Source organism: Paraburkholderia sp. Ac-20347, assembly GCF_017104805.1.
GTDB lineage: Bacteria > Pseudomonadota > Gammaproteobacteria > Burkholderiales > Burkholderiaceae > Paraburkholderia > Paraburkholderia tropica.
Genome location: NZ_JAAGPN010000009.1, coordinates 23,856 through 45,119 on the forward strand (window position 1 = coordinate 23,856; position 21,264 = coordinate 45,119).

At 63.0% G+C, this 21,264-nt stretch carries 20 protein-coding genes; 6 read left to right on the forward strand and 14 right to left on the reverse strand.

The features are described 5' to 3' along the window. Nucleotides 1-7: 7 nt before the first annotated feature. The 9 genes from G3N97_RS03065 to G3N97_RS03105 all read right to left on the reverse strand — a co-directional run bounded on the left by G3N97_RS03065 (nt 8) and on the right by G3N97_RS03105 (nt 11,261). On the reverse strand, nt 8-1,570 hold the full coding sequence (locus G3N97_RS03065) for a DHA2 family efflux MFS transporter permease subunit (protein ID WP_205991850.1): 1,563 nt from the start codon (nt 1,568-1,570) through the stop codon (nt 8-10). Then, nucleotides 1,567-2,889 carry a nucleotide disphospho-sugar-binding domain-containing protein gene (locus G3N97_RS03070; RefSeq protein WP_205991851.1) on the reverse strand — a complete coding sequence of 441 codons (1,323 nt, stop codon included), beginning with the start codon at nt 2,887-2,889 and terminating at the stop codon, nt 1,567-1,569. The genes G3N97_RS03065 and G3N97_RS03070 overlap by 4 nt, the downstream gene beginning before the upstream one ends. Before the next feature lie 43 nt (nt 2,890-2,932). Then, nucleotides 2,933-3,502, reverse strand: a complete 570-nt coding sequence (locus G3N97_RS03075) for an isoprenylcysteine carboxylmethyltransferase family protein (RefSeq protein ID WP_205991852.1) — start codon at nt 3,500-3,502, stop codon at nt 2,933-2,935. A gap of 52 nt (nt 3,503-3,554) precedes the next feature. Beyond that, on the reverse strand, nt 3,555-4,463 hold the full coding sequence (locus G3N97_RS03080; RefSeq protein ID WP_205991853.1) for an alpha/beta hydrolase: 909 nt from the start codon (nt 4,461-4,463) through the stop codon (nt 3,555-3,557). Nucleotides 4,464-5,250: 787 nt separating this feature from the next. Next, a complete protein-coding gene (locus tag G3N97_RS03085) occupies nt 5,251-6,315 on the reverse strand; it encodes a fumarylacetoacetate hydrolase family protein (RefSeq protein WP_205991854.1) in 1,065 nt (354 codons plus the stop codon). 206 nt (nt 6,316-6,521) lie between these two features. Then, complete coding sequence (locus G3N97_RS03090) at nt 6,522-8,102, reverse strand: isocitrate lyase (RefSeq protein ID WP_205991855.1); 1,581 nt, start codon at nt 8,100-8,102, stop codon at nt 6,522-6,524. Between the two features lie 313 nt (nt 8,103-8,415). Then, nucleotides 8,416-9,693 carry an SUMF1/EgtB/PvdO family nonheme iron enzyme gene (locus tag G3N97_RS03095; protein ID WP_205991856.1) on the reverse strand — a complete coding sequence of 426 codons (1,278 nt, stop codon included), beginning with the start codon at nt 9,691-9,693 and terminating at the stop codon, nt 8,416-8,418. Between the two features lie 162 nt (nt 9,694-9,855). Then, nucleotides 9,856-10,512 (reverse strand): helix-turn-helix domain-containing protein, encoded by a 657-nt coding sequence (locus G3N97_RS03100; RefSeq protein WP_241030348.1) that lies wholly within the window; start codon nt 10,510-10,512, stop codon nt 9,856-9,858. A gap of 281 nt (nt 10,513-10,793) precedes the next feature. Next, complete coding sequence (locus tag G3N97_RS03105) at nt 10,794-11,261, reverse strand: universal stress protein (RefSeq protein WP_205991858.1); 468 nt, start codon at nt 11,259-11,261, stop codon at nt 10,794-10,796. 357 nt (nt 11,262-11,618) lie between these two features. Between G3N97_RS03105 and G3N97_RS03110 the strand changes: the two genes are divergently transcribed. Beyond that, nucleotides 11,619-13,169, forward strand: coding sequence for an MFS transporter (locus tag G3N97_RS03110; RefSeq protein WP_205991895.1), 1,551 nt, complete (start codon nt 11,619-11,621; stop codon nt 13,167-13,169). Nucleotides 13,170-13,381: 212 nt separating this feature from the next. Here the strand turns inward: G3N97_RS03110 and G3N97_RS03115 are convergent, their stop codons facing one another. Next, nucleotides 13,382-13,972: an acyl-homoserine-lactone synthase gene (locus tag G3N97_RS03115; protein WP_065058940.1), complete on the reverse strand. Its 591-nt coding sequence runs from the start codon at nt 13,970-13,972 to the stop codon at nt 13,382-13,384. A 167-nt stretch (nt 13,973-14,139) separates the two neighbouring features. Between G3N97_RS03115 and G3N97_RS03120 the strand changes: the two genes are divergently transcribed. Continuing rightward, on the forward strand, nt 14,140-14,460 hold the full coding sequence (locus tag G3N97_RS03120) for a helix-turn-helix transcriptional regulator (protein WP_065058939.1): 321 nt from the start codon (nt 14,140-14,142) through the stop codon (nt 14,458-14,460). Here G3N97_RS03120 and G3N97_RS03125 read toward each other — a convergent pair. Then, nucleotides 14,444-15,148 (reverse strand): LuxR family transcriptional regulator, encoded by a 705-nt coding sequence (locus G3N97_RS03125; RefSeq protein ID WP_205991896.1) that lies wholly within the window; start codon nt 15,146-15,148, stop codon nt 14,444-14,446. The two genes, G3N97_RS03120 and G3N97_RS03125, sit on opposite strands and share 17 nt — an antisense overlap. Nucleotides 15,149-15,687: 539 nt before the next feature. Next, entirely contained in the window at nt 15,688-16,125 is a 438-nt protein-coding gene (locus G3N97_RS03130) for a DUF3005 domain-containing protein (protein WP_205991859.1), read from the reverse strand. 314 nt (nt 16,126-16,439) lie between these two features. Here G3N97_RS03130 and G3N97_RS03135 point away from each other — a divergent pair, with 314 nt between their 5' ends. Continuing rightward, nucleotides 16,440-16,673 (forward strand): hypothetical protein, encoded by a 234-nt coding sequence (locus G3N97_RS03135; RefSeq protein WP_065058936.1) that lies wholly within the window; start codon nt 16,440-16,442, stop codon nt 16,671-16,673. Nucleotides 16,674-16,822: 149 nt separating this feature from the next. Further along, on the forward strand, nt 16,823-17,755 hold the full coding sequence (gene epsC / locus G3N97_RS03140) for a serine O-acetyltransferase EpsC (RefSeq protein WP_205991860.1): 933 nt from the start codon (nt 16,823-16,825) through the stop codon (nt 17,753-17,755). A 64-nt stretch (nt 17,756-17,819) separates the two neighbouring features. On the opposite strand, the gene folE is transcribed toward epsC, so the two are convergent. Together folE and G3N97_RS03150 are read right to left on the reverse strand one after the other, a co-directional pair. After that, nucleotides 17,820-18,482, reverse strand: a complete 663-nt coding sequence (gene folE, locus G3N97_RS03145) for a GTP cyclohydrolase I FolE (RefSeq protein WP_205991861.1) — start codon at nt 18,480-18,482, stop codon at nt 17,820-17,822. Between the two features lie 114 nt (nt 18,483-18,596). Next, nucleotides 18,597-19,520 carry a LysR family transcriptional regulator gene (locus G3N97_RS03150; RefSeq protein ID WP_205991862.1) on the reverse strand — a complete coding sequence of 308 codons (924 nt, stop codon included), beginning with the start codon at nt 19,518-19,520 and terminating at the stop codon, nt 18,597-18,599. 358 nt (nt 19,521-19,878) lie between these two features. Here G3N97_RS03150 and G3N97_RS03155 point away from each other — a divergent pair, with 358 nt between their 5' ends. Further along, on the forward strand, nt 19,879-20,580 hold the full coding sequence (locus tag G3N97_RS03155) for a 3-oxoacid CoA-transferase subunit A (protein ID WP_074985751.1): 702 nt from the start codon (nt 19,879-19,881) through the stop codon (nt 20,578-20,580). Between the two features lie 17 nt (nt 20,581-20,597). Further along, complete coding sequence (locus tag G3N97_RS03160; RefSeq protein ID WP_065058932.1) at nt 20,598-21,257, forward strand: 3-oxoacid CoA-transferase subunit B; 660 nt, start codon at nt 20,598-20,600, stop codon at nt 21,255-21,257. The last annotated feature ends 7 nt before the right edge of the window (nt 21,258-21,264 follow it).

The following is a 21,264-nucleotide window of genomic DNA, read 5'->3' on the forward strand; positions in this document are numbered from 1 at the left end:
TCTGGTGTCAGTGCCCGAGTGTCATGGCGGCGCCCCGTTTGGGTCGCGTGAACCACATCATCGTGGCGAGCACGACGCAGGTTGCGGACGCCATGAAGAACATGTCGCTGGTCGCCATCATGTAGGCCTGCTGCAGGGTCACCTGATGCAGTGCGCCGGCTTCGCGTGCGCCGCTGATACCCATCGCATGCAGCGTGGCCACGTAGTGTTGCGTGCCGCCCGATTCCTTCGTCACCGATTGCGCGAGAGTCGCGTAGTGGAACGTCGCGCGGTGGTCCCAGAGCGTCACGCTCATTGCCGTGCCGAATGCGGCGGCGAGCGTGCGCAGGAAATTCGACAGGCTCGATGCGGCGGCAAGCTGATGATCGGGCACGCGAGAAAGCGTCGCTGCCGTCAGCGGGATAAAGAAGCAGGGCAGGCCGATGCCCTGAATCAGGCCGGGCGCGACGATCTGCGTGAACGACATGGTCAGCGTGAAATGCGTGTCCCACCACAGCACGGCGGCGAACACGAGAAAGCCGAAGGTCGTGAGCACGCGTGCGTCGAAACGATGTGAATAAAGACCGACGAGAATCGAAAACACCAGCGCGAGAATGCCGAGCGGTGCAGTCGCGAGGCCTGCGTGAAAGGCGTCGTAGCCCATCACTGCCTGAAGCCAGAGCGGGAACACCACGCCGACAATCGAAAAACTCGCCATGCCGAGCGAGATGATGAGCACGCAGAACGAGAAGGTGCGATCGCGGAACAGGCTCAGGTCAATGACCGGTTGCGCTTCGCCCGCTTCCCAGAGTAGCAGCGATACCAGCGCGAGTGCGGCGACGATGGCGAGCGTGACGATCAAGGTCGAGTCGAACCAGCCCGCGTCGTGGCCCAGATCGAGCATCGCCTGCAGTGCGCCCACGCCGACCACCAGCAACGCGATGCCGATTAAATCCACGGGAACGCGTTCGCCGCGTTTCGCGTCTTTTCTCAGCATGGTTGCGCAAACAACGAATGAGAAGAGGCCGATCGGCAGGTTGATGAGGAAGATCCATTCCCACGACAACGTGTCGATCAGGTAGCCGCCGACCACGGGGCCGAAGATCGGCGCGAGCAACACGGTCATACCCCAGAGCGCAAGCGCGAGTGTGCGTTTCGCGGGCGGGAACGTGCGCAGAAGGATCGTTTGCGAAAGCGGCACCATCGGCCCCGAGCAGAGCCCTTGCAGCGCGCGGCAGGCGACCAGCACATGCAGATCGGCGGCGAGGGCGCACATCAGCGAAGTGAGCGTGAAAAGCAGCACGGCGCTCACGAAAAGGCGTGTTTCGCCGAGCCGACGCGCGAGCCAGCCCGTGAGCGGAACGGCAATCGCCGCGGCGACGGAATACGAACTGATGACCCATGTGCCCTGGCTGTTCGCCACGCCGAGGCTGCCCGAGATCGCAGGCACGGCGACGTTGGTCACCGTCGAATCGAGTACTTCGATGAAGGTCGCGAGCGACAGCGCGAACGTCAGCAGCGCGAGGCGAACGCCGCCAGGTGCGTGCGTGGCGCTCGCGTCGGGGATCGTGAAGGGCGAGGCCGTGCTCATGCGCCCGCCACCTTGAGCAGGGGCGCGCGTGCCGTCTCCGGCGCGGTTTGCGATGTGGCTTGCGGCACGAAGCGCTCGATAAAACGCGCGGCTTCGACGCAACCGTCGGGCGAGGTCGCGAGCTTGTCGCGGATCAGCGCGCAGCGCGTGGCGATGCGCGGATCATGCAGGACGCGGGCGAGCGCGCGGGCCAATGCGGCTTCCTTGATCGGTGCATCGAGGCGCAGGCCGCAACCGGCGTCGGCGACGCGTTGCGCGTTGTCGAACTGATCGTGCGCGAACGGCGTGACGACTTGCGCGATACCGGCTTCGAACGCCAGCGACGCGGTGCCAATGCCGCCGTGATGCACAAGCGCGCGGCAACGCGGCAGCAGCGCGCGCAGCGGGACATAACGGCGTTGCAGCAGGCGCTGGCGCGGCATATCGCGGCCGCGTTGTGCGTCGTCGAGCGCGACGTCCGAGCCGAGCAGCAGACCGCGTGTGCCGGTCGCGCGCAATGCGTGCAGCACGGCGCGCGCATAGTGCTGGCTATCGACGAGCGTCGAGCCCGCCGTGAACACCACCGGCGGTTCGCCCGCGCTCAGGAACGCGTCGAGTTCCGCGTCGGGCGTGCCGCCGTCGAGATCGTTGAAGAGCGGAAAGCCGCATTGCCGGTGCTGCGCCGGCCAGTCCGGCTGAGGCGCCGCGAACCAGTTCGGGAAGAGACAGAGCACGCCATCGGTCGAATGAAGCCAGCGGCCCAGAATGCGCTTCGCGGGCGGCAGCGCGAGCGTCGCGCGCAATGCGTTCAGATGCGGTCCGCACACGGCGTCGAGCACGGCGCGCTCGATCAGCGTCATCAACGCGGTTTTGAGCGCGAGGGGCAGGCCGCGCGGGATCGTGAGACGCTTGTGCGCCGGTGGCGCGTGCGCGGAGAGCAGCGTCGACGGCGAGACCTGGACGGACACGTAAGGCGTGCCGTGCCGCTCCTGCAGCAGCCGCGCGGAAAACGCCCACAGCGTGCCGACGAGAACCGTGTCGGGACCGCGCAGCGCGTGGAGGGCGGCGTAATGCGGTTGCAACACGGGCGCGATCAAGGCCCATAGCGTCTTGAACGATGTGCGCGGATGCCAGAGCGCAGGATTCGCGAGCGCAGCCGCATAGTCTTCGGCGAGACCGATCGCAACGAAGGAAAAACCTTCGCGACGTGCGGCAGTTTCGAATGGCGGATGCGAGCAGAACACCACGCGATGACCGCGCGCGGCGAGCGCCCGCCCGACGCCGAGCAGCGGGTGCACATCGCCAGCCGAGCCTATTGCGGTGATGATGATTTGTGCCATCGGGACGCCGTGCGTGTCAGTCGTTTTTATGGTGTTCGCGGCGTTAATAAATGCCGGGAATCAGCGCCGCGACTTCGCGGCGGTAGCGCGCGTAAGCGTCGCCGAAATGCCCCGTGAGCCAGCTTTCTTCGATTCGCACTTTGAAGGCCAGCGACGCGAAGATCAGCGCGACTCCGGCCATGCCGCGCCAGGTCCCGCCAATCAACGCTGAACCGGCCAATGCGATCAGACATCCTGTATAGATAGGATGTCGAACTAATGCGTAAGGTCCGGTACGGATGAGTTCGTGGCCTTCCTTGAGCGTCACCGACACGCTCCAGTTCGCGCCCAGATGCACGCGCGCCCACACCGAAAACAGCAGCCCGGCGACGAGGACCGCGAATCCGCCGAACTGCATCGCACCCAGTCGCGCCAGATCGGGTGAGAGCGTGGTTAGTGTCGGGTCGGGCAGGATCAGGATTGCGCCGCCCGCGATCAGCGGCAGCGACTGCCAGGTACGTGCGCTGCGCGCTTCGCGGCGCGCGGTGGTCTTGACGGCTTGCGCCGTCGCGATCCAGTAAGCGAGCCACACGAGCCACGGAACGACAATGGCGATGCTTTGAACGATATTCATGAACGGATCTCGACGGTGGAGGTGGAATGCGAGCGCGCGCAAGCGGCGCGGATCACGACAGCGCGGGCACCTGGAACGGCAGACGCTGCGGCGTGCTCGAGTTCGGCATCGTGGCAAGCGACGTGTAAGTCTCGCGCTCGCCGCAAAAGAAGTCGCAGAGCACGCTACGCATCTGCTCCTGTTGCGTGCGTCCTTCGAGATCGAGGAAGTGCCCTGCGCCGCGAATCGTCGCGAACTCCGCGTGCCGTACGAAATCACCCAGACGGCGCACATCGGCGGCGGTGGTGTATTCGTCGAGATCGCCGTTGACGAATTTCACGTCGCAATCGATGCGACGGAATTCGTCGAAATATCGCTCCGGCTTCATGGCGAGAATCTGGTCGACGTGAAAGGCAGCCTGATCCTGCTCGTCGCGCGGCAGACGCGTCAGATAGCGATAGTTGTAGAGCTTCATGATGCGCGGCAGATGACGGCCAACGGTGTCGTTGAGCAGTTGTGCCGCCTGAAGGTTCTGACCGGCCGCGATGTGGTCGCGTGCGCGCGTCACGTAATCGGTCATCGCCGCGTTGAGGAATGGCGAGAACGACGCAATGGCGGCGCGCCGTACGCTCGCGCAGCCGCGCGCCAGTGCGAATAGCGACGCCACGCCGCCCCATGAAACCGACAGCAGATACGCCGGATGAAAACGATCGGCGATATGCATGAGGATGTCGATCTCGTCATCCTTGGTGAGCGTGTAGTCGCACGCGTTGTGCTGGCGCGACTGGCCCGCGTACGGCAGATCGAAGCACAGCGCATTGACGCGTTCGCCCAGATAACGGATGGTCTGGCCAAACGATGCTGTGGTCGCCAGCGCACCGTTGACGAGCAACACGGTTTCGAACGACGGATCGAAGCAATGATGCTCGACGTAGACTTTCATGCCACCCGGCAGTGGCAATAGCTGCTTCTCGACTGACATGAGACTTTTCCCCCGCATGTAGCGCTGAAAGACGAACGCACTCACAGCCGTCATGGCCAGGCCGCGACTGACTGCACTCGATTTCGCCAGGGCCACGCCGCGCATCGACGCGCAACGTTGCCTGCTATGTGGTGACCCGTGGCTTGGGGTGTCTCCTCCAGGCCTTGTGTCGGGCGCGGCAGTGAGGCCGCCGCTTGCGCCTTGTAGCGGCGCTCGCACGATTTGCTGCACTGCTTCTAATGCAACAGGTGTGCCATTCGACTGACAAATTCGCGCGCCGGATTTCGAGGGCGGGCCAGGATCGTTGTGGGGCGGACTTCTTCAGGCGATCGTCGGAGGTAGATTTTGCGGGCCGGCAAAAGTCGATGTGCGCGCAGCGAACGGCGCGATGCGAGCGGCATTGGGCGTAACGTAATGGCTCACTCGGCTTGTTACGGAACACGGCGTAACGCGGCTGGTTTTTGTAATGCAATTCGAATTCAAAGCGAATTCTTTTAAAGCATTCGAAACATGGCGGACACAACGATTAGCGCGGATTTCGCATAAACGCGTTATCTATGATTTTTGTGCGTGAGAACGTCGCGTCGTTCGGACGTTTATGACCTGCCAGATTGGGTAGGTTGCGCGTGGTTTATGTTGTGTTAATGCTGTGCAACCAACGGCGTGCGTGCGCGCTTGTATCGAATCGTGCGTTCGATGAGTTGTCGTTTTTATTCGAGTACGCGGGGTGCTCATCACCGCGCGCCACGTTCAGCAACGTGGCGCGTCGTCTCAACAATTATCGGTGTTAGACCGGTTTGATTTCGTTGCGGATGACACCAACGCCAACAATGTCGGTTTCCATCATGTCGCCCGGTTTCAAAAATTCCGGCGGCTTGCGCGCGAAGCCGACGCCCGAGGGCGTGCCAGTCGCGATGATGTCGCCGGCCTCCAGCGTCATGCCGCGCGACAGTTCGGCGATGATGCGCGGGATCTTGAAGTACATCTGCTGATAGCTGGCATTCTGCTTCTCGACGCCATTCACGCGGCAAATGACACGCACATCATCGAGCTTCACGCCGGCCGCCGTGACGATCCACGGTCCCATCGGGCCGTGGCCGTCGAGGCTCTTGCCTTTGAACCACTGGCCGCCGTGACGCTTCTGCTGAATATCACGTTCGGTCGTGTCGTTGAATGCCGAATAACCGAACACGTAATTCATCGCGTCCGCCTCGGCGATATTGATGCCGGTGCGACCGATAATGACGGCCAGTTCCGCTTCCCAATCCGTGCTCGTGGAATTCGCCGCGTCGTAGGGAATCGGGTCGAACGGCCCGTTCATCGTGTGCGTTCCCTTGGTGAAGAAAACCGGATGCGCGGGCAACGTGTTGGTTTTATTGTCGGTGCGCACGGCCTGTCCTTCCTCGAAATGGTCGAGATAGTTCCAGCCGACACAGTAGATGTTGCGATCCGGGCGCGGGATCGGCGAAAGCAGTCGCACTTTATCGAGCGGCAGTAACGTCGATCGCGGATGTTCGCTCAGCGTCCTGACCTGCTCCAGTGCGGGATCGCCGATCTTGATCAGCGAGAGCATCGAGGTCGGATCGAACGCCAGCTTGAGATGACGTGCATGCGCTTCGGCCTTGAGATCGAGCAGGCGTCCGTCGTCGAGCACGACGCCGACGGTCGGCTCCGCGCCGACGCTATACGTGACGAGGCGCACGCCAAGCTGCCCCGCGAGAGGCGGAATCGATTCGATCTTCGTGCCCGCTTGCTGTTCCTGCGCGGCAAAAACGCGGCCGGAAAAAACACCCGTTGCGGTGGCGGTGAGGGTGGCGCCAGCCTTCAGCAAATTACGACGACTCTTATCCAATGGTTATCTCCGATCAGGCAGCACTTGTTTCTGGAATTCTGTGAGTGCGCCGCGGGCCATTATGACGGAGTTGATTGCCGAGCCGCAGATCGGAATTGGAAATCGAATCGACAGTTTTTTGAAAGAAATAGCTAAACAGAAAGAATGCGCCGATAAAAAAACGCCAACCCGGCCGGGTTGGCGTTTTGCATGATTCGCTAATGCGATCAGAACTGGTTCATCGTGTTGTCTTTGCCCGCCGCCTTCAGTGCGGCTTCGCCGCTGAAGTATTCCTTGTGATCGTCGCCGATATCCGAGCCGGACATGTTCTGGTGCTTGACGCACGCGATGCCTTGACGGATTTCCTTACGCTGCACGCCGGCCACGTAACCGAGCATGCCCTGATCGCCGAAATACTCCTTCGCGAGATTGTCGGTCGACAGCGCGGCCGTGTGATACGTCGGCAGCGTGATGAGGTGGTGGAAGATCCCGGCTTCGCGCGACGCATCGGCCTGGAAAGTGCGGATCTTTTCGTCGGCGATCTGCGCGAGTTCGGTCTGGTCGTATTCCACGCTCATCAGTTGCGCGCGATCGTAGGACGACACGTCCTTGCCCGCGGCCTTCATCGCGTCATAAGCCTGCTGACGGAAATTCAGCGTCCAGTTGAACGACGGGCTGTTGTTGTACACCAGCTTGGCGTTCGGGATCACCTTGCGGATCTCGCTGACCATGCCGCCGATCTGCGCGATATGCGGCTTTTCGGTTTCGATCCACAGCAGGTCGGCGCCGTTTTGCAACGCGGTGACGCAATCCAGCACGCAGCGTGCTTCGCCCGTGCCGGCGCGGAACTGGAACAGGTTGCTCGGCAGGCGCTTGGGGCGCAGCAGCTTGCCGTCGCGCTTGATGACGACGTCACCGTTGCCGAGCGCGTCGGCCGACAGTTCCTCGCAATCGAGGAACGCGTTGTACTGGTCGCCCAGATCGCCCGGCGCGCTGGTCACAGCGATCTGCTTGGTCAGGCCGGCACCCAGCGAGTCGGTGCGCGCCACGATGATGCCGTCGTCCACGCCCAGTTCGAGGAAGGCGTAGCGGATCGCGCGGATCTTCGCGAGGAAGTCCTCGTGCGGCACGGTGACCTTGCCGTCCTGGTGGCCGCACTGCTTTTCGTCGGAGACCTGGTTTTCGATCTGGATGCAGCATGCGCCCGCTTCGATGAACTGTTTGGCCAGCAGGTAGGTCGCCTCGGCGTTGCCGAAGCCCGCGTCGATGTCGGCGATGATCGGCACGATGTGCGTGACGTGGTTGTCGATCTTTGCCTGGATGGCGGCCTTGGCTGCGCCCTGGGCGGCGTCCAGCTCGCGGAACAGGCCGCCCAGTTCACGGGCGTCGGCCTGACGCAGGAAGGTGTACAGCTCGCGGATCAGCGCGCTGACGGCGGTCTTTTCATGCATCGACTGGTCCGGCAGGGGACCGAACTCGGAGCGCAGCGCGGCAACCATCCAGCCCGAGAGGTACAGGTAGCGGCGCTCGGTGCTGTTGAAGTGCTTCTTGATGGAGATCATCTTTTGCTGGCCGATGAAACCGTGCCAGCAGCCCAGCGACTGGGTGTATTTCGCCGGGTCGGCATCGTAGGCAGCCATGTCGGCGCGCATGATTTTGGCCGTATAGCGGGCGATGTCGAGACCGGTCTTGAACTTGTTCTGCGCGCGCATGCGTGCGGCGTATTCCGGATTGATCGCGTTCCAGGCGCTGCCTTGCTGCTCTTTCAACCCGGCGATGGTCTTGATGTCGTCTTGATATTGGGCCATGAGTATCTCCTGAAGGGAAAGCGTGAGTGACTGGTTAGTCCGTCGAACTGCATGACTAAATAGTAACGCCGCTTCGCCAACTCTTATATAAGACATAAGACATAATTTATTGTTGTTTTTCAATGGCTTATGTGGAGATTTTTGCGATGTAAAACATGCTCTCAAGGGACGGAATGGCTGTGCTGTCGAAAATTTGCCCGAATTTCGCGATATGAAACGCGCTTTCGGCTGCTGGATTCGGGCAGGGGCAGGGGCGGGGGCAGGCGGGAGCGTCAGCGAAAAGTGAGAATCCGCTCACTTTTCGCTTAACTCATCAAACCTTCGCGCAGCGAAATCCCGCGTACACGTATTGATAGCGCGGCTGGAACCAGTTGCGGAACGTCGGCCGCTGCATGCAGCCCGCGGTGCGCGCGGAGCCGCCTTTCATCGCGTAGTGCTGGCCGTCGAAGAAGTTGGCCGAATAGCCTTCATAGAACGGAAACGGCGTGAAGCCGCGCAGCGGGGCGAAAACCGTCGAGGTCCATTCCCAGCCGTTGCCGTAGAGGCCTTCGACGCCCCAGGTGCTGGCGCTGTGCGGCGTCGAGTCGACGGCGACCGGGTCCCAGCTGCGGAAGTCGAAGTTGTCGGTTTCGCCGGGCAACGCGCCGTGCGCCGCGCGCTGCCATTCGGCCTCGGTCGGCAGCCGCGCGCCGCGCCAGCGTGCGAAGGCGCTCGCTTCCGCGTGGCTCACGTAGACGGGCCAGGCGAGCGGCAGCGGAATGTCGTCGAACATCGTGCGCAGACGCCAGCCCTGCGCACCGCGATGCCAGAACACCGGATGCTCGATGCCTTCGGCCTCGCGCCACGCCCAGTCGGCCTCGGTCCACAGTTCGCGGCGGCGATATCCGCCATCGTTCACGAAATCGAGAAATGCGCCGTTCGTGACCATATAGCGGTCGATCTCGAACGCGGGCACATCCACCTGCTCCTCGCCAAATTCGTTGTCCCAGCCGAACAGGCCGCGTTCGAGCGTCATGCCGAGCTCGGTGCGGCCGGCCGGCACGCTCACCGTTTCAGGCGTCACCGCATAGAGGTGGTCCGCGATCGCGCGTGCGGCGTCCGGCGCCTGCTTTTGCTCGAACGGCAACTGGTGGAGCATGTAGGAGAGCGTCTCCACATGCATCAGACGATGCTCGATCGCGACGTTCAGCAATTGCCCCGGCGTGTCGTGCATGGACGCGTCGGGCGCCAGATCGAGTCCGGCGAGTCGTGCGTCGATACGCGTGCGGGCGTCGCGTGCGTAGTCGCGCACGGCGTCGAGGCCCGGCCAGTCCGAGGGAATGTCGGTCGGCAGCGCGCCATCGACGGGATCGATGCCGAAGGCGAACAACTGGTCGAGTTTCGCGTCGGCGGACGGCAGATCGAACAGGCGCTGATCGAACAGATTACGGTCGAACGCTTCCAGATGGCCGATATAGAACACGATGCGATGGCGCTCGCGAATCGGGCGTTCGTAGAGGAATTCGGGCTTGACGAGGGCGAAGAGCGCGTCGCTGGCCGCGCGTGCGTCGGCGAGGCGGGCGGCGAGCGTGGGCGTGGTCGGGAGCTGCATTGCGGCGAGTCTCCTGGCTTGGGCGGTGAGTGAGACTCTACCGCTGCGCACGCGCTGTGCCAATGCACTTCGGACGACGGCGCGGCGCGCCTGAACGCTGTCAGGAGGCCGTAAACGGCAGCGCGCCGCCTGATAGAGGGCGGCGCGCAAAGAACGAAGGGCTTACAGGTGCCGCAGCCCTTCGATATCGATAATGCGGATGAGCTTGCCCTGCGCGTCGATCAGGCCGCGCTTTTGAAATCTTGACAGGGTGCGGCTGACGGTTTCGAGCGTCATGCCGAGGTAGCTGCCCATGTCCTCGCGCGTCATGCGCAGGTTGAATTCGGCGTGCGAATAGCCACGCTGGCCGTTACGTTCGGAGACGTCGAGCAGGAAAGCGGCCACGCGTTCGTCGGCGGATAGCGAGCCCAGCACCATCATTTGCGACGATTCGCGGATCAGCTGTTCGCTCATGAGCCGGTGCAGGCGGTCCTGCATGGCGCTGGTTTCACGGCACATATGCTTGAGCGCCGGGTAGGGGATGATGCAGACCGAACTGTCTTCGAGCGCCACGGCGCTGCACGTGTGGACGTCGGTGCTGATGCCGTCGATACCCAGCGGATCGCCTGCGAGACGCAGGCCGGTGACCTGCTCGCGGCCGTCGCGGTGCGCCATGACGGTCTTCAGCGAGCCGGAACGCACGGCGTAGAGGCTGTCGAACGGGTCGCCGGCGCGGTAGAGGGATTCGCCGCGGCGCACGCTGCGCGCGGTGCAGATGAGCGCTTCGAGCTTGGGCAGGTCGTCGAGCGCGAGACCCTGGGGCATGCACAGATGACGCATCGCGCAACTCGAGCAACGCGCCGAGGTGCGCGGGCTTGTCACTGGTGCGCGGCTGCCGCGCCTCACGGTGGTGGTATGAGTAACGACGGTAGGGGTCAGCATTTGCACGCTCCTTTAATCGGTTTCGGAGCATTCTCCCACCAGGGTTGAATCTCAAAATGGCGGCAAAAGGACGCGCTTTTGAGATGAAACCGCTTGCGCCTTGTCAGAAGGCGCTTTCGCGGCAAATGACAAGGCGCAAGCGCTACCTGAAATGCATGATTTATTTGATTATCTCGATATTATTCCGGGATATTAACCGCGCCCGCGGCGCTCGGAATCAGCAATACCGGCAACGTCGATTGACGCACGCAGCGTTCGGCCACGCTGCCGAGAATCAGACGCTGAAAACCGCGACGTCCGTGCGTGCCCATGACGATCAGATCGGCGCCGCTCGTTTTGGCCGCATCGAGCACGAGCGTCGGCACGTCGTCGAGCGAGGAGGCTTCGCCGGTCAGCATTTCGCCGGACACGCCGCGCTCGCTCATCAGCTTGTTCATTTCCTCGGCGAGTTCGTTGCCCTGGGCGATCATCTGATTGCGCAGGATCGACGGGTCGTAACCGGGTGCGTCGAAATACATCGGCGTGTTTTCAACGACATAGAACGGTTGCAGCGCCGAACCCATCGCCTTGGCGAGTTCGAGCGCGGCTTCGAATGCGCGGCGCGACGTTGCGCTGCCGTCCACCGCCACCAGGATGCGTTTGTACATGGAACCTCCGCGTAAATGAGCCCGAAAACAGGCGCGGCTGCGCGCGTCCGGACGTCGGCGGCCGGTGCGGCATGTCGCGATCTGCGATGAGCTTAAAGGATCACTGACAAAGATGCAGTGTCGCTGTATGAAACATGGAAGGCGAGGGTAGTCGGATCAAGACCTCTGCGTCAGACGGCCACGGGCAGCATCTGTCAGGATAAACTGACAGATGCTGCCCGTTCCGCTTAATGGTCTGGTTGCGCGCACACCGTCAGGCCGCTATTGTTGCGTCTCTTTAGTCCTTGCGCGCCGCAGCAATCCCCCGCCGTGACCTCTACCCACACTCCCTTGCCGTTTCGCGACGCGCTACTGGCCATGCTCGGCATCGGCCTCGTCAACATGCTGGTTGCGCTCGATCAAACCGTCGTCAGCACCGCTTTGCCCTCGATCGTCGCCGAACTGCACGGTTTCGAGTACTACGCGTGGATCGCCAGTGCCTATCTGCTGGCCTCGGTGGTGACGGTGCCGGTGTTTGGCCGTCTCGGCGATTATTTTGGCCGCAAGCGCTTCGTGCTCGCCGCCGTGATCGTGTTTACCGTGGCCTCCGTGCTGTGCGGCATGGCGACCGACATGCCGTTTCTCGCGGCCGCGCGCGCGTTGCAGGGCGTGGGCGGCGGCATGATGGTGGGCACCGCGTTCGCGTCGATCCCCGATCTCTTTCCCGATCCGCGCGCCCGCGTGCGCTGGCAGGTCGTGATGGCGGCCGCTTATGGCATCGGCACCGCGGCGGGGCCGTCGCTGGGCGGCTGGCTCAGCGAGCATTTTGGCTGGCGCTCGACCTTCATGGTCAATCTGCCGGTCGGCGTGCTGGCGCTGTATTTCATCTGGGCGCATCTGCCGAACTATCGCCACGCACGCACCGGCGAGGTGAAGATCGACTGGACCGGCGCGGCGCTGGTCGCGGTCGTGCTGGGCGGCTTCCAGACCGTAATCGAAGGCGTGCCGAAGGACGGTTTCACGGCCGGCAATCTCGCCCTGATCGCGCTGGTGGCGGTGGGCGCAGTCGCGTTGCTGATCTGCGAACGGCGCGCGACGCATCCGATCATCCCGCTCGACCTGTTTCGCGATCCGCAGCTCGTCACGCTGTTCACGCTCTCGGTCCTCTCGGGCTTCGTGATGTTCTCGCTGATCTTCTTCGCGCCGCTGCTGCTGCAGGGCGGCTTCGGCCTGTCGCCGCAGGTCGCGGGTCTGCTCGCGACGCCGATCGCCGCCTGCATCGCGCTCGGCAGCCTCGTCAACACGCGCATCGTGATTCACCTGAAGAAACCCACGTCGATCCTGACGGTGGGTTTCGGCCTGCTCGTGGTGGCCTCCGTGGGCCTCGCGTTCGCGACGCGCACGACGGCGCATCTGTGGCTCGAACTGGCGATGGGCGCGGTCGGCATCGGTCTCGGCTTCATCCTCAACAATCTGAATGTGTTCGGCCAGGAAATCGCCGGGCGCGAGCGTTTCGGCATCACGACCGCGCTGCTGCAATCGACGCGCATGGTGGGCGGCATGCTCGGCACGAGCATCGTGGCGACGATCGTGAACCACCGCTACGCGGCCGGCATCGGCGACGCGCTCGCGGTGCTCGGTGCGCCGGGCGCGGCCCGCTGGCAGCCGCAGCTGTCCGACCCACGCGTGCTGATCGACCCGGCGTTGCGCGACGGCCTGATCGCCCAGATGAAGGCCGCTGGTCTCGATGGCGCGGCGCTCATCGAGGCGGTGCGGCACGTGCTGGTCGACGCGATTCACCTCGGCATCGGCCTGACCGGGCTCGCCGCGCTGGTGGCGGCGTTGTGCGTACGCCGCATTTCGCACATCCGGTTTGGCAAATCCGCCACAAAACCGGCGCCGGAAAGCGCAGCGGCGCAGCCGGAATGACGGCAAAAAGCCCTGAAAATTCGCCAAGAGTACCAAAAATCAGTCGCCGAAATCCCGGGATTCACGCGTAAAGCTCGCCCGCCGCGACGGTTTTCAGCCGTCTTCGACGCAATTCGTCTGACAAAAGCGTATGATGCCTGACGCCTGCGCCACGAGCCTCGGCGCGAAATCCGGAATGGCTGTCGTATTTTCGGTGACTTTCCGGGCGCGCTTCAGGCGGCCGCGGCCATCGGTCCGAAGATCGCGTTATGCGTTTGCTCGCTCATGGCGATGTCGAGCGCGACGGCATTTTCCACGCCGATGCGCATCGGTGCGCCGAGGCGGGTGATCTCCATGCCGGTGCGGCGCAGCATGCGTTCGATCGGCGTGGTGGTCACCGTCACATAGCGCGAAATACCCATGCGGTCGGCGAACTGGATCGCAGATTGGATCGCGTGCATGGTCAGTTCGGCGAAGCCGAAAGCCTGATCGTTGCCCGTTTCGATGGCAAAACGGCTCAATTCCCAGATGTGGCGGCCCGTGGGCGCCGACTCGCCGTGCAGTAGCTGCGGGAACGTGTCGCGCAGCATGTTGGGGCCGTCCGTCGGCATCAGGCGCCAGCAGCCGCGCACCTGCCGCTCGTCGTCCTGGATCAGCATGTAATGCGGTCCGAGGGCGTCGTACCCGTCGATTTCCATGCCGGCGATGGTGGGAATATCCCAGCCCATCCGGTCGCGGAAAACCCGCGCCCGCAGTCGGTACATCTCGTTGATGTCTTCGTTGGCGAACTCTTGACGCAGTCCGATCCGGATCGCAGCTTGCATGACAACTCTCCCTTGAACTTGTGGAGGGGCAGCGGTATGGATCGAAAGCTATGCGTTATGAATATAAAAAAACACCTATCCAGATAGGTAGGTGCGCAGGGAGGGTCAGTTCTGGAGAATGGCTGGGCGGCAGTCACTCATCAGGCATATCTGACAGCGAGGTCAAAATGGAACTTCTGGACAATCATCAATGGCAGGCAGGCACGAATTCCCTTCATAACGCGGGGGACCTGTCGTCGGTAATCGACCGTGTCCTGATCATCGCGTATCGGAAAAAGAAGAAGGAAAGCCAGCGCCGCTTCTGGGCGCGTTTCGGCGTGACGCAGTCGCGCGGCAGCCGTTTTGAATCGGGCGCGGAGATTCCGCCGCCGGTGTCGATCCTGCTGGGTCTGTACTTCAACAAAACGATTTCGGACGGCGATCTGGGCCGTGCGGAGCGCGTCCTGCGGCGTCCCGAGGCGCCGATGATGCTTAGCCCGGGTCAATAAGACCCATCTGCGTCGCAATCACGGCTGCCGCGCGCCGTGAGTTCACACCGAACTTCCCGCGAATATTTTTCATGTGGAAGTTCACGACGGCCTCGGAACAATTGAGGATGTGCGAAATCTCCCAAGTGGACTTGCCGAGGGCAGTCCACTTGAGGCATTCCTTTTCGCGCGGCGTGAGCTTGGGAACCAGCGACTGGGCGTGATCGTTCAGGTGGCGCTGGCTCGTGTCGAGCACGAGATCCCGCAGCAGGACCAGGTTCGGCAGCGCGCGATTGACGTCCTGCCAGAACTTGTCTGTCGGACTGACGTCGTTGACGAAGCACAGCATGCCGGTTTCCTGGCGCGGGCCATGGATCGGCAGCGTAATGCCTGCGCGCAGCCCATGCGAGCGGGCTTCCTCATACATGGTTTGCTGCTGCTCGGTGGCAAACAGTTCCGGCGACCAGATCAGCGGCGACGAACGCGTGGTGCAATGCGTCACCGTCGGGTCGAAATACGCCATCCCATGGTCGTTATAGGTCTGACGCCACGCGGCCGAGTAATTCGTCCGGATGAACGCGTCTTCGAGCCGCATGCCGGCGCGCGGCAGGATCGCCAGCATGACCTGGCCGAAACCCCACGAAACGGCGAGCTGAGACACCGCGTCGAACCACGCGGCCTCTTCGGGCGCGTCAAGCACGGGCGACATCTGCTCAATGAAATGTAGAGGCACGTCAACACTCTCCGTCTGCGGTGGGCCAGTCCGCTACCAGCGCCCGGGCGGGCACTGGCCTCGCTTCTTATGATGTAACAATTTATCACTAAATTCCGTAATGATCGCCTTTATCCCCCGGCGCTGTGGGCTTTGCGCCAGGGGTTTGCCCGCCTTTCGGGAAAATCCCTGGCGAGTAATTCGCCGCTGACTGAACAAAAGTGCCGATCCGCGGCCGGCGCGCCCTGCGCCTGGAGGCGAAAAACGGCACTCGATTTCCGCTTTCTTTACCGATTCTGTAATTCGCTTAATCAAATTCGGTAATAAAGCAGCGAATGCGGCGGGATTTTACCGTCGATGTCGCGATGTGCGAATGGCAGGAATGACAGAGATGCTTGAGTTCGACGGCATTTCCATGCCGTTTCAGGGTGCGTCGATAGCGCTTTAACGCGACGTCGTTTAATCGACGTTGATGCGCGCATGACAAAACCGCATGACGACATCGTGCCGTCATGCGCGCAACCGCCATGCCGCCATTACGTTTTGCGATGCAATTCGACGATGCGCGTCGGTCGCAGATGATTGATCGCGTAATGCAGGCGGCCCGGGCTGCGGCGCGTCACGCGCACAGGTGAATCGGCGAATTCCGCATCGGCGTCATAAGGCGATTCCGGCGCCGCCATACCCTTGTCGACGGCTTCGAAATCGGCCTGCGGCGCGAACGGATGACGATGCGCGCCGCTGCGGCTGTCGAAGCCCGCGAGACCGTCGTTCGCTTCGGGCATGCTGTTGTCGAGCGTGGCGTTGCTGGTGGTGACTTCGTCGGGGCCGATGTGGCCTGCGCCCGCAAGTCGCGCGGCTTCGCGATTCTTGCCGTCGGTGTCCACGGTGCTGTCGTGCGTGCGGTCGTTGTGCAGTTCGGCGCTGCGCGGTTGCGCGGATTGCGCGGCGTCGGTTCGGTCGGAGCGGTTCATGATGTCCTCCGTGAAAGAGGCGGGACCCTTGAATAGTCGGGCCGCGATACGTCAAACCAGCAACTGGCGTTCCACGTCTTTCTGGACACTGGAATCGGACCGAAAATCAAGCCGGTCCGCCAGGAGAACGCCTCCAGCGATTTTGCATTTTTTTCGTTGGATCGCCGTATTTCCTCGGAGTATGATCCTCTTTCAACGAGTTGGCGCGCTTTAGATTAACGGCCTGAAATCACGGCTGGGCTGTGGCTTTGCCGCATCGATTCTGCACGCGCCTGACAATAATCGAACGAGGCAGTCAGGGGCGGACGAGACACATGCACTTCGACGCTGCATTCACGCATCGCGGTTACCTGCTCAACTGTGCGCCGGCACGTGCTGGCGACGGTACGTATCAACCCTATGTCGTGATCTCGCGTTCGAGCGACGGCGAACTCGTTGCCAATCGTTTTTTCCCTTCCGATCTCCGTTTCAACGACGAAAGCGCCGCCATCGCGCACGCACGCGACTGGGCCGTGCGCTGGATCGACGCGAGCAGCGTCACGCTCTGACGTTTTCCGCTGGTTCTACGCAGATTCCCGCCGCTGATGACTACGCGCTCCGCGCCAAAGGCGGACCTCGGCGAACTCTCGCGAAAAGCGGTAATCTCTGGGGTCGATACACTCCTCTGTGCGGCCCAAGTCGCCGCCTGCGCATCACCATGTCCACACCTGCCAGCCCTGACTGGGGCCTCGAACAGATCGTCGCCGACCTGCGCGCGTCGCGCGAGGAACGCCATCGCACGCGCCATCCGCTCGGCATCCGCGAATTGCCGTCGCGCGACGCCGTCGGCAATATCGTGCAGGGTCTGCGTGCCGCGTTGTTCCCGACGCATTACGGCGCGCCCGACCTGACCGACGAGAGCGTCGATTACTACGTCGGCCATACGCTGGAAAGCACGCTGCGTTTGCTCGCCGAACAGATCCGCCGCGCGCTGCGTTTCCTGCCCGAATACGCCGACGCCGCCGATGCCGCCGACAACGTGCTGCGCAAGCGCGCCTTCGAAGTGGCGCGCGAGTTCGGTCATCAGTTGCCGGGCATTCGCGCGCTGCTCGTGAGCGACATTCAGGCGGCGTTCACGGGCGACCCGGCCGCGCAGCACATCACCGAAATTCTGCTCTGCTATCCGGGCGTCTGGGCGATGACGCATCACCGGCTCGCGCACGCGCTGCATCGTCTCGGCGTGCCCTTGCTCGCGCGCTTCATCAACGAGATCGCGCATTCGGCGACCGGCATCGATATTCACCCGGGCGCGCAGATCGGTCCGAGTTTCTTCATCGATCACGGTACGGGCGTCGTGATCGGCGAAACGGCGATCATCGGCGAGCGTGTGCGTGTGTATCAGGCGGTGACGCTCGGCGCAAAGAGTTTTGCGGCCGATCTCGACGGCACGCTCGTGAAGGGCAACGCGCGCCATCCGATCGTCGAGGACGACGTGGTGATTTACGCGGGCGCGACGATTCTCGGCCGCGTGACCATCGGCAAGGGTTCGGTGATTGGCGGCAACGTGTGGCTCACGCATAGCGTGCCGCCGGGCAGCAGCGTGCGTCAGGGCAAGATCCGCGAAATCGAGCGCGGCAACGACGGGCAGTAAGCGTAAGAGCCGTGCGCAAAAACGCGAAGGACGCCGCGAGCGCGGCGTCCGTCTGATCGCTCGATCAGGTATTCGCCACGCTCATCGCGCCGGGATTGCCGACGATGGCGAGAAACTCGCGGCGCGTGGACGGATCGGTACGGAAGGTGCCGAGCATGCGCGACGTGACCATCGACACGCCCGCCTTGTGCACGCCGCGCGTCGACATGCATTGATGCGCGGCTTCGAGAATCACGCCCACGCCCTTGGGCTGCAGCACGTCGTTGAGCGTGTCGGCGATCTGCGCGGTCATCTTCTCCTGAATCTGCAGACGCTTCGCGAAAGCGTCGACGAGACGCGCGAGTTTCGAAATACCCACCACGCGATGCTCGGGCAGATACGCCACGTGCGCGCGGCCGATGATCGGCACCATATGGTGTTCGCAATAGCTCTCGAAGCGGATGTCCTTCAGCACGATCATCTCGTCGTAACCGTCGACTTCCGAGAACGTGCGCGACAGGATCTCGCGCGGATCGAGCTGATAACCCGCGAAGAATTCCTCATAGGCGCGCACCACGCGCGACGGCGTATCGATCAGACCTTCGCGCGTGGGATCGTCGCCGGCCCAGCGCAGCAGGACGCGCACGGCGTCTTCCGCTTCGCTGCGCGACGGACGCGCGGCGATCTCGACGGCGTCCTTCGACGCGCGTTTCTTGCCTTTCTTTTCAGTGTTCTTTGTGTCGCTCATGCATCGGCTCCGGTCATGTGGCCGACGCCCGCTCGGCGCGCCACGAACGCGCATTGTTTCATGAATCCTGCGTGACCGTGCGAGCGCGAATGTGCGAACGCGCGGCGGTCGCGCTTACTTCGGCCACTCGTCCATCGCGTCGTTGAAGAGTTCGGCAACGACGCTGCGCAGCCACGCGCCACGCGGCGCATTGTGATACTTGCGATGCCAGTGCTGCTTGAGATCGAAACGCGGCAGGGTCAGCGGCGGCTCGACGAGCGTGATCGACGCATGCTCGGAGACGTACGCGAAGCCGATCGCGTGCGGCACCGTCGCGATCAGGTCGGTGCGCGTGAGAATGAACGGCAGGCTCATGAAGTGGGGCGTTTCGAGCACGGCGCGGCGGCGCAGGCGTTTCTTCTCCAGAAAATGCTCGAGCACTTCCTGGCTGCGTCCTTCGGCGCGGACCACGGCGTGACCGAGCGCGAGAAATTGTTCGAGCGTGATCGGCTTGCCCGCGAGCGGGTGCTGGCTGCGCATCAGGCAGATGAAGCGATGCGTGAAGAGCCGCTGCTGGAAGAAGTTATTGCCGCCGAGGTCGGGAAAGTAGCCCACGGCGAGGTCGATGTCGCCCGATTCGAGCCCGCGCTCGACCTGACTGGGCGGCAGCGATACCGAGCGCAGATTCGCATGCGGCGCGCGTTTGGCGAGCATTTGCAGCAGCCGCGGCAGAAACACGATTTCGCCGACATCCGACAACGCGATCGAAAACGTGTGCGTGCTGGTGGCCGGATCGAAGGCCTGATCTTCGAGCATGCCTTTTTCGATGCGGATGAGCGCGTCGCGCGCGGCGGGAATCAGCCCGAGCGCGCGCGGCGTCGGTTCCATGCCGCGCGAGGTGCGCACGAACAGCGGATCGCCGAAATACTCGCGCAGCTTGCCGAGCGCCGTGCTCACGCGCGGCTGGCTCACGCCGAGCCGTTCGGCGGCGCGGCTCACGTTGCGCGTGTCCTCCATCGCGACGAGATAGGGGATCAGATTCAGGTCGAGGTCTTGCATGAGAAGCGCGCGAGCAGCGCCGCACTATGTCTAAACGGGATAAACCATAGTGCAAACATGCCGATTCGAGATATTGGGGTATGTGCCCGGGCGAGGTGGGCGGGTCGGGCGGATCGACGCCACCTTGCCGCCGCGCGCAGGCATTTCGGTGCATTGTGAGATGCCGATGCGCGATATTTCCGCCGACGAATCGACGCGCTTTCGCGTTCGACCTAAGGAAGTCCCGCCTTGACAATCGCGCCTGGGCACTCCGATAATGCGCTGGACGTTCGCTAAACGAATCAGTGTTCGTATATAGAACTTTTCGCGATCGAGTGGCGTGGACTTTCCGCGATGCGCATCGCTTTCAGGAACAGGCATGATCAACAAGATTTTCGACTCGCTTCAAGCCGCCGTCGCCGACATTCAGGACGGCGCCACGGTGATGATCGGCGGCTTCGGCACGGCCGGCATGCCGGCGGAACTGATCGACGCGCTGATCGCGCAAGGCTCGCGTGAGCTCACGATCGTGAACAACAACGCCGGCAACGGCGACACGGGCCTCGCCGCGCTGCTCAAGGCCAAGCGCGTGCGCAAGATCATCTGCTCGTTCCCGCGCCAGACCGACTCGTATGTGTTCGACGGCCTCTATCGCGCCGGCGAAGTCGAGCTGGAACTCGTGCCGCAAGGCAACCTGGCCGAGCGCATCCGCGCGGCGGGCGCCGGCATCGGCGGTTTCTTCACGCCCACGGGCTACGGCACGAAGCTGGCCGAAGGCAAGGAAACGCGCCTGATCGACGGTCGCCATTACGTGCTCGAAGCGCCGCTGCACGCCGACTTCGCGCTCATCAAGGCGTACAAGGGCGATCGCTGGGGCAATCTGGTCTATCGCAAGACGGCGCGCAATTTCGGCCCGATCATGGCGAGCGCGGCGAAGGTTGCGATCGCGCAGGTGTCGGAAGTCGTCGAACTCGGCGCGCTGGACCCCGAAAACATCGTGACGCCGGGCATTTTCGTGCAGCGCGTCGTTGAAGTGCCGCAGCCCGCGCAAGCCGCGCTGCAAGCCGCTCAGGCCGCCTGAAGCTACGGAGTTATGCAATGAAACGGTTGAATCGCGACGAAATGGCTCAACGCGTGGCTCAGGACATTCCTGAGGGCGCTTATGTGAATCTCGGCATCGGCGTGCCGACGCTGGTGGCCAACCACCTCGATCCGAGCAAGGAAATCTTCCTGCACAGCGAGAACGGTCTGCTCGGCATGGGCCCGGCGCCCGCGCCCGGTCTGGAAGACGACGAACTCATCAACGCAGGCAAGCAGCACGTCACGCTGCTGACCGGCGGCGCCTTCTTCCATCACGCGGATTCGTTCGCGATGATGCGCGGCGGCCACCTCGACTACTGCGTGCTCGGCGCGTTCCAGGTGTCGGTGAAGGGCGACCTCGCGAACTGGCACACCGGCGCACCGGACGCCATCCCCGCCGTGGGCGGCGCGATGGATCTCGCGCTCGGCGCGAAGCAGGTGTTCGTGATGATGGAACTGCTCACGAAGCAGGGCGAAAGCAAGCTCGTGAGCGAATGCTCGTACCCGGTCACGGGCGTGGGCTGCGTGGGCCGCATCTACACGGACCTCGCCGCGTTCGACGTGACGCCGGACGGTCTCGCCGTGCGCGAGATCTATTCGGATATCGACTTCGACGCGCTGCAGAAGCTTGCCGGCGTGCCGCTGATCGACGCGACGCAGAATCGCCGCGCGGCGTAAACTGCGG